Origin of the sequence: Streptococcus sp. SC1, from assembly GCF_030272855.1 — a bacterium.
Lineage (GTDB): Bacteria > Bacillota > Bacilli > Lactobacillales > Streptococcaceae > Streptococcus.
Genome location: NZ_JAQCMU010000011.1, coordinates 1 through 1,257 on the forward strand (window position 1 = coordinate 1; position 1,257 = coordinate 1,257).

1 protein-coding gene is annotated in these 1,257 nt (G+C 46.4%); it reads left to right on the forward strand.

Features of this window, described 5'->3' with window-relative positions:
• On the forward strand, nt 1–1,257 hold a 1,257-nt coding region (locus PAN94_RS09795; protein WP_285875658.1), incomplete at both ends, for a collagen-like triple helix repeat-containing protein.

Genomic DNA, 1,257 nt, shown 5'->3' on the forward strand with positions numbered 1-1,257 from the left:
CAGCAGGGCCAAAAGGCGATAAGGGTGCTACAGGAGCGACCGGAGCCAAGGGCGATAAAGGTGAAACAGGCGCTACAGGCGCAACTGGCGCCAAAGGTGAAGATGGTAAGCCATCATTAGCCCAAGTCGTGGACAACAATAACGGCACGCACACTGTTAAAGTTGGTCTTGATAAGAACAGCAACGGCCAGTTAGATCCAGACGAAGTAACATCTTCAACAATCGTCAAAGACGGTAAGGATGGAAAATCTCCACTAGCTAAAGTAGTCGATAACAATAACGGTACTCATACTGTTCAAGTCGGTCTCGATAAGAACGGCAATGGCCAATTGGATCCAGACGAAGTAACATCATCTACAATCATCAAAGATGGTAAGGATGGAAAAGCTGGGGCAACCGGTGCTACAGGCGCAACTGGTGCTAAAGGCGAAGATGGTAAGCCATCATTAGCCCAAGTTGTCGATAATAACAACGGTACTCACACTGTTAAAGTTGGACTTGATAAGAACGGCAATGGTCAGTTGGATCCAGACGAAGTAACCTCATCTACCATCGTTAAAGACGGTAAGGATGGCAAATCTCCACTAGCTAAGGTTGTAGACAACAACAATGGTACTCATACTGTTCAAGTCGGACTCGATAAGAACAATAACGGCCAGTTGGATCCAGATGAAGTGACATCTTCTACAGTCATTAAAGATGGAAAAGCTGGGGCAACCGGTGCTACAGGAGCAACTGGAGCTAAGGGTGATAAAGGTGAAACTGGAGCTACAGGCGCAACTGGTGCCAAAGGTGAAGATGGCAAGCCATCATTGGCGCAAGTCGTAGACAACAATAACGGCACGCACACTGTTAAAGTTGGACTTGATAAGAACGGCAATGGCCAATTGGATCCAGACGAAGTAACCTCATCTACTATCGTTAAAGATGGTAAAGATGGTAAATCTCCACTAGCTAAGGTTGTCGATAACAACAATGGTACTCATACTGTTCAAGTCGGACTCGATAAGAACAATAACGGCCAGTTGGATCCAGATGAAGTGACATCTTCTACAGCCATTAAAGATGGTAAAGCTGGGGCAACCGGTGCTACAGGTGCGACCGGAGCTAAGGGTGATAAAGGTGAAACTGGCGCAACTGGTGCTAAAGGAGAAGATGGTAAGCCATCATTAGCCCAAGTCGTGGATAATAATAACGGCACTCACACTGTTAAAGTTGGTCTTGATAAGAACAATAACGGCCAGCTCGATCCAGACG